This is a genomic window from Candidatus Protofrankia californiensis, from assembly GCF_900634765.1.
In the GTDB taxonomy this organism is placed as follows: Bacteria; Actinomycetota; Actinomycetes; order Frankiales; family Frankiaceae; genus Protofrankia; species Protofrankia californiensis.
In genome coordinates this window covers 1-5,901 of sequence record NZ_CAAAFT010000440.1, presented here as the reverse complement: position 1 = coordinate 5,901, position 5,901 = coordinate 1, and the positions used below count along the sequence as shown (strand labels likewise).

The 5,901-nt window shown below is 67.7% G+C and carries 4 protein-coding genes and 2 pseudogenes; 4 read left to right on the top strand and 2 right to left on the bottom strand.

Translation table 11 applies throughout. The features are described from left to right. A pseudogene (locus tag DD1DGNOD_RS30945) lies at window positions 1-138 on the bottom strand (WhiB family transcriptional regulator); the annotation flags it as partial. A 154-nt stretch (window positions 139-292) separates the two neighbouring features. Here DD1DGNOD_RS30945 and DD1DGNOD_RS22745 point away from each other — a divergent pair. Continuing rightward, window positions 293-1,462, top strand: a complete 1,170-nt coding sequence (locus tag DD1DGNOD_RS22745; RefSeq protein WP_131768502.1) for a MerR family transcriptional regulator — start codon at window positions 293-295, stop codon at window positions 1,460-1,462. 274 nt (window positions 1,463-1,736) lie between these two features. Here DD1DGNOD_RS22745 and DD1DGNOD_RS22740 read toward each other — a convergent pair whose 3' ends face one another. Next, window positions 1,737-2,153, bottom strand: coding sequence for a DUF5319 domain-containing protein (locus tag DD1DGNOD_RS22740; RefSeq protein ID WP_131768501.1), 417 nt, complete (start codon window positions 2,151-2,153; stop codon window positions 1,737-1,739). A gap of 432 nt (window positions 2,154-2,585) precedes the next feature. Here DD1DGNOD_RS22740 and guaB point away from each other — a divergent pair, with 432 nt between their 5' ends. The 3 genes and pseudogenes from guaB to DD1DGNOD_RS22725 all read left to right on the top strand — a co-directional run. After that, window positions 2,586-4,136, top strand: coding sequence for an IMP dehydrogenase (gene guaB / locus DD1DGNOD_RS22735; RefSeq protein ID WP_131768500.1), 1,551 nt, complete (start codon window positions 2,586-2,588; stop codon window positions 4,134-4,136). A gap of 156 nt (window positions 4,137-4,292) precedes the next feature. Next, window positions 4,293-5,411, top strand: coding sequence for a GuaB3 family IMP dehydrogenase-related protein (locus DD1DGNOD_RS22730; RefSeq protein ID WP_131768499.1), 1,119 nt, complete (start codon window positions 4,293-4,295; stop codon window positions 5,409-5,411). Between the two features lie 278 nt (window positions 5,412-5,689). Next, window positions 5,690-5,901 (top strand): annotated as a pseudogene (locus tag DD1DGNOD_RS22725) (hypothetical protein); the annotation flags it as partial.

Here is a 5,901-nt window from a genome sequence, read left to right as displayed (position 1 = left end):
CTCACGAGCCGCACGCGCCGGGCCTCGCTCCCCTTCGGGGTGGAAGAAGAGCTCGGTGCTCTCCCCACGGCAGGCGCCGTGAAGCTGCCACTCCCACTTCTCGGCACCGGGGCCTGGAAGTCGTCGGACGTCGGTCATCGGCCTGAGCCCCCCCTCTCAACCATGGGCGGCTGGCGCCGCAGCTACACCGTAGTACCGCGCCATATGTTGTTCAACATAGAGAGTCACTCGGCGCGTAGTCGTTCGGAGCCGGTTCGTCGCCAAGTTGTGGGTACGGTCGCCGAGAGCCACCATGAGCGCTGTGACCCCCTCCCCGGACCCGGCGGAGCGCAATCCGCGGTACACCGTTGCCGCGGTTGCCCGGCGGCTGGGAATCGCGCCCGCGACCCTGCGTACATGGAACCGCCGGTACGGGCTCGGTCCGGCCGACCATGTTTCCGGTACCCGCCGCAGGTACGGTCCACACGACCTGGCTCGGTTGGAGTTCATGTGCCGTCTCACGCAGGCTGGGATCGCGCCGGCGGAGGCGGCCCGCATGGCCAAGAGCGTGCTTCCCGACGACCTGCCGGAGCCGCGGTGGCCGGCACCGCTTCGACAGGTCGAGGACGGACCACGCTCCGTAGCCGACTCCGGGCAGTCGGGCGGGCCTGACGCCCGGGGAATCGATCAGCAGCGCATCGGTAAGCCCGTCGTGATCGCGCTTTCCTCCCACGACGGCCGTAGCGCTGCCGAGAACATCTCCGGGCCCACGGTTATGACCGGGCCCGCCGTCGTCACCGGGCCCGCAGCGATGGCCGAACCCGAACCCGAGCTCATGACCGAAGCGCGAGGTTCAGGCGGTCGGGTCCTGTCGCTCGAGGGTGCCGGTATTGCGGCTCGAGGTCTCGCTCGCGCGGCCATGGCACTCGACTCGTCCGCGGTGACCCGCATCCTGGCTCAGGCGATCGAGACCGACGGCGTGGTCGCCGCATGGCAGGACCTGGCGTGTCCGGTCCTCGTCGCGGTCGGCCGGCGGTGGGAACTGCGTGGGGACGCAGTCGATGTCGAGCACCTGCTGAGCGAGTGCATCGTGACGGTTTTCCGCCGTGCGGCAGATCGTGACGTGGATGTCCACACCCGTCCGGTGCTGCTCGCGTGCACCCCGGACGAGCAGCACAGCCTTGCCCTCAATGCGATCGCGGCTGGGCTGGCTGAACGAGGGGTACCCGTTCGTCTCCTCGGAGCCGCGGTACCGATCGCCGCACTGCGGACCGCGGTCGTACGTACCGGACCGGCCGCGGTGTTCCTCTGGTCCCAACGCCGGGCCTCGGCGGACGTGGCGACGTGGCGTGGTTTACCGACGACCCGGCCGCCGACGTCGATCGTCGTAGGAGGCCCGGGCTGGCGCAGGTCAGTCCTTACCTCACAGGTCGGGTACGCACAGTCCCTGTCCGAAGCACTCGATCTGCTTTCCCCCAGATAGTGGCTTCGCCGCGATCTGGGGACCCCTGGCGTGGCGGGTTGGTCGTCACGCGGGCTTACCGATCATCCAGCGATGATCGGTAAGGGGAAGGGGCGGAACGTTGGGTCGTTTCGCGATGATTTGGGGACCCCTGGCGGAGGGGTGGGCTGCTGTTGGTGAGCTGTCGCGGGAAAGTGATGTGGATCCAGTGCTGTCACCTCGTTGCGCACCCTTGTGGACCGCCTGCCGCGCTGGCGCGATCCACAGGCCCCAGCTTCGCTGGACGGAGGGCGGGTTAGCGCGAGTCGGCTTCCGACGCCTCGCTTGTCTCGTAGACGCCGTCGGCATAGCCGCGTGCGTAGTCCCAGCTGACGTAGAAGGAGGGATCCGGAGCATACGCGGGCTCGTGTACCCGGGTGCGTCCCTCGTCGAGCAGATGGCGCAGATTCCCGGTAAGAAGATCCCAGTTGAAGAAGTGCGGTTCTGCGCATCCCTCGCAGTCGACGACGAGGCCACGGTAGCCGCGGGGTTCCAACAGGGTCCGGAAAACGTCGAGATCACCGAGTTCGGCGAGTACCTCCTCACGCTCTTGCTGCGACAGAGGCTCCAGCAGATCGGTGTCCTCGACCGGGTCTAGGCGTGCGAGCTCTGCGGTCGGATCCTCGGGGTCGCCCGCGAAGGGGTCGAGAGGCTCGTTGCTCACGCCGACCACGCTACGCCGGACTGAGCCTCTTAGTGGTCCCGATCGGCGACTCCGAGCACTGATGTGTGCTCGTATTGCCTCTTTACCGTGACTGCGGGCTGTTTTGGTGCATGCGATATCGCGGCCGCCGCCGAAAAACCATGATCATTTTTTCGTGGGAAGCCTGCGATCGGGTGTCCTTTGGCCGGCGAGGTTCCCTGCGGCCTCCGGGCGCATGAAAAGTCATGATCGCGTGTCCTTTGGCCGGCTAGCATGTAAAGCTTGGAGCTCGTGTCGGTGTCCGGTCGCGCCGGTCGATGGTGGGAGTCGGCGACAGCGGCGACAGCGGAGTGGATGGCGGGGCCGGCGCTCCGGGTGGGGCGGATTGTCGCGCATGGGCCGGGAAGTGCGTGCAGGTGCAGTACCGGCACGGCAGGTGACGAAGCATGAACGGAAGGTGCCATGAATAGTCCCATTGTCCGGCCTGCCGTGTCCGATCCGGGCCCGGCGTTGCCAACGAAACTGGCCACGCTGGGGCTGACCTTCGACGATGTGCTGCTGCTCCCGGCGGAATCGAACATCATGCCGTCGGACGCGGACACGTCCACGCGGTTGTCCCGCCATATCCGGCTCGCTATTCCGATGCTGTCCTCGGCGATGGACACCGTTACCGAGGCACGGATGGCGATCGCGATGGCCCGGCAGGGCGGGGTGGGTGTGCTGCATCGGAATCTTTCCGTGGACGACCAGGCGCAGCAGGTCGACATGGTGAAGCGTTCCGAATCAGGAATGATCACCGCTCCCATCACCTGCGGCCCGGACGCCACCATTGACGAGGCCAACGAGCTGATGGCCCGGTACCGGATATCCGGCGTCCCGGTGACCGAATCCGATGGCCGGCTCGTCGGCATCGTGACCAACCGTGATATCCGGTTCGAGCGAGACTATTCCCAGCCGGTACGTGCCGTGATGACCTCGATGCCGCTTGTCACGGCACCTGTGGGTGTGTCGGCTGACGACGCCTTGGCCCTGCTGCGGCAACACAAGATTGAAAAGCTTCCCCTGGTGGACGACCGCGGGCGCCTGCGTGGGCTGATCACCGTCAAGGACTTCACCAAGCGTGAGCAGTACCCGCAGGCGACCAAGGACGCGGACGGCCGTCTCGTGGTCGGCGCCGCCATCGGGGTGGGGGAGGACGCCTACAAGCGCGCCCAGGCGCTGGTGAGCGCGGCGGTCGACTTCCTGGTCGTCGACACCGCCCACGGCCATGCCCGGGCCGTGCTGGACATGGTGCGCCGTATCAAGGCCGACCTGCCGACCAGGGTCGACGGCGGCCCCCTCGACGTCGTCGCGGGCAACGTCGCGACCGCGGACGGCGCTCGCGCGCTGGTGGAGGCGGGCGCCGACGCCATCAAGGTGGGGGTCGGGCCCGGCTCGATCTGCACCACAAGGGTGGTGGCGGGGGTCGGCGTGCCGCAGGTCACCGCGATCTACGAATGCGCGCAGGTCGCCCGGGAGCACGGCATCCCTGTGATCGGTGACGGCGGGATGCAGTACTCCGGGGACATCGCCAAGGCGATCGCGGTCGGTGCGGACACGGTGATGCTCGGCAGCCTGCTGGCCGGGGTCGACGAGAGCCCCGGTGAGTTGATTTTCATCAACGGCAAGCAGTACAAGGCATACCGTGGGATGGGGTCGTTGGGCGCGATGCGCACCCGGGGCACCACCCGCTCCTACTCGAAGGACCGCTACTTCCAGGACGACGTTCTCTCCGACGACAAGCTCGTGCCGCAGGGCGTCGAGGGGCAGGTTCCGTATCGGGGGCCGTTGGTCGCGGTGGCCCACCAGCTGGTCGGCGGCCTGCGGGCGGCCATGGGCTACACCGGCTCGCCGACGATCGCCGCCCTGCAGCAGGACAGCCAGCTTGTGCGCATCACTACGGCGGGCCTGAAGGAGAGCCACCCGCACGACATTCAGATGACCGTCGAGGCACCGAATTACAACTCACGGTGAGGTGAACGTCGTTCGGCTGGGGGTAAGAGGGCTGCTCCTGATTCCGCCGGCCTGTTTTGTGTTGGTTTTGTTACTTAAAGTGACATGGTTGCCGGAAGTGCCGGTGAGCTGGTTGCCGGTGATGCCGGTGAGAGGACACAGTGGCTAGAGGACACAGTGGCTGAGGTCGAGATCGGTATCGGTAAGAGCGGTCGGGTCGGCTTCGACCTGGACGCGCTGGGCATTGTGCCGTCGAGGCGGACGCGCGACCCCGCGGACGTCTCGCTGACCTGGGAGATCGACGCCTACCGCTTCGACCTGCCGGTGGTGACCGCCCCCGCGGATGCGGTGACCTCACCGGCTACCGCTGTCAGCATGGGAGCCATCGGTGGCCTCGGCGTCGTCCATGTCGAGGGGGTGTGGAGCAGGCATGAGGAGCCGGAGCCGCTGCTGGAGGAAATCTCCACCCTCGACGCGGACGCGGCCGGCCGGCGCCTGCGCGAGCTCTACACCGCGCCGATCCGGCCCGAGTTGGTTGTCAAGCGGCTGACGGAGATCCGGGATGCCGGCGTGGTCACAGCTGCCGCGCTGCGTCCCCAACGGGTCAAGGCGCTGTACCCGTTCCTGATCGAGGCCGGGGCCGACCTGCTCGTCATCCATGCGACGGCCGTCTCGGCCGAGCACCAGTCGAGAAGGACCGAACCATTGAACCTCAAGCGGTTCATCGGTGAGCTCGACGTGCCCGTCCTGGTGGGCGGATGCGCGTCCTTCTCGACCGCCCTGCACCTGATGCGCACCGGCGCCGCCGGTGTGATCGTCGGAGTCGGTCCCGGTGGCGCGGACACGACCAGGGCGGTGCTGGGAGTCGGGGTCCCGATGGCGACCGCCATCGCGGACGCGGCCGGCGCGCGCATGCGCTACCTGGACGAGTCCGGCGGTCGATACGTCCACGTCATCGCCCACGGGGGTATGCGGACCGGCGGTGACATCGCCAAGGCCATCGCCTGCGGCGCCGACGCGGTCATGCTCGACGTGCCGCTGGCCGCCGCGGTCGAGGCGCCTGGCCGGGGCGGCTACTGGTCCATGGACGTCCTGCACTCCCGTCTGCCGCGAGGCATCTGGGAGCATGTTCCGGTCGCCGGAACATTGCGGGAGATCCTGCTGGGCCCCGTGTCGGTGAACCCCGGTACTCTGGATCTTGCCGGTGCGCTGCGGACCGCGATGGCGACGACCGGCTACGCCACGCTCAAGGAGTTGCAGAAGGCCGACGTGCTGGTCACCTCGACGTCTTGCTGACCCGCTACCAGTTCATCCGGCACCCGTTCGTGTTTCGGCAGCCGGCCCCCTGGGGCCTCCCGGCCGCGCGTGAACAGGAACGATCGCGCGGCCTTTGACCGGCTGTCTTCCTGGGGGCCTCCCGGCCGCGCGAACAGCAATGATCGCGCGGCGCTCGTGCCCTTGATCTCCTGGCGGGCGTTTCGGGCTGCTTCCGGATCCGTACCGGATCCGGGGTGAAGCTCTCTTCAGGCAGCATGGCACCCTGGAACCGTCTGTTTCGGTCCGAAGGATGACACATGCGCATCGACGAGCACGGTCGCTGGGTCAGCGATGATGGTTCATACATCTGGGATGAGGCAGCCCAGACGTGGCAGCCGTCGGCGCCGCATCCCACCGAATCCACGATCTCCGGGGCTGTTGTCGGGGATGCCGGCATCGCCGGTGGCAGTGTCGTCGGCGACGTCACCGGCGACGTCACCGGCGACGTCACCCCAGCCGACGCCACCGG

What these genes read in the sequence shown, in the direction of transcription:
- DD1DGNOD_RS22745 (WP_131768502.1), top strand. Translation starts at nt 293, where the DNA reads ATGAGCGCTGTGACCCCCTCCCCGGACCCGGCGGAGCGCAATCCGCGG.
- guaB (WP_131768500.1), top strand. Translation starts at nt 2,586, where the DNA reads ATGAATAGTCCCATTGTCCGGCCTGCCGTGTCCGATCCGGGCCCGGCG.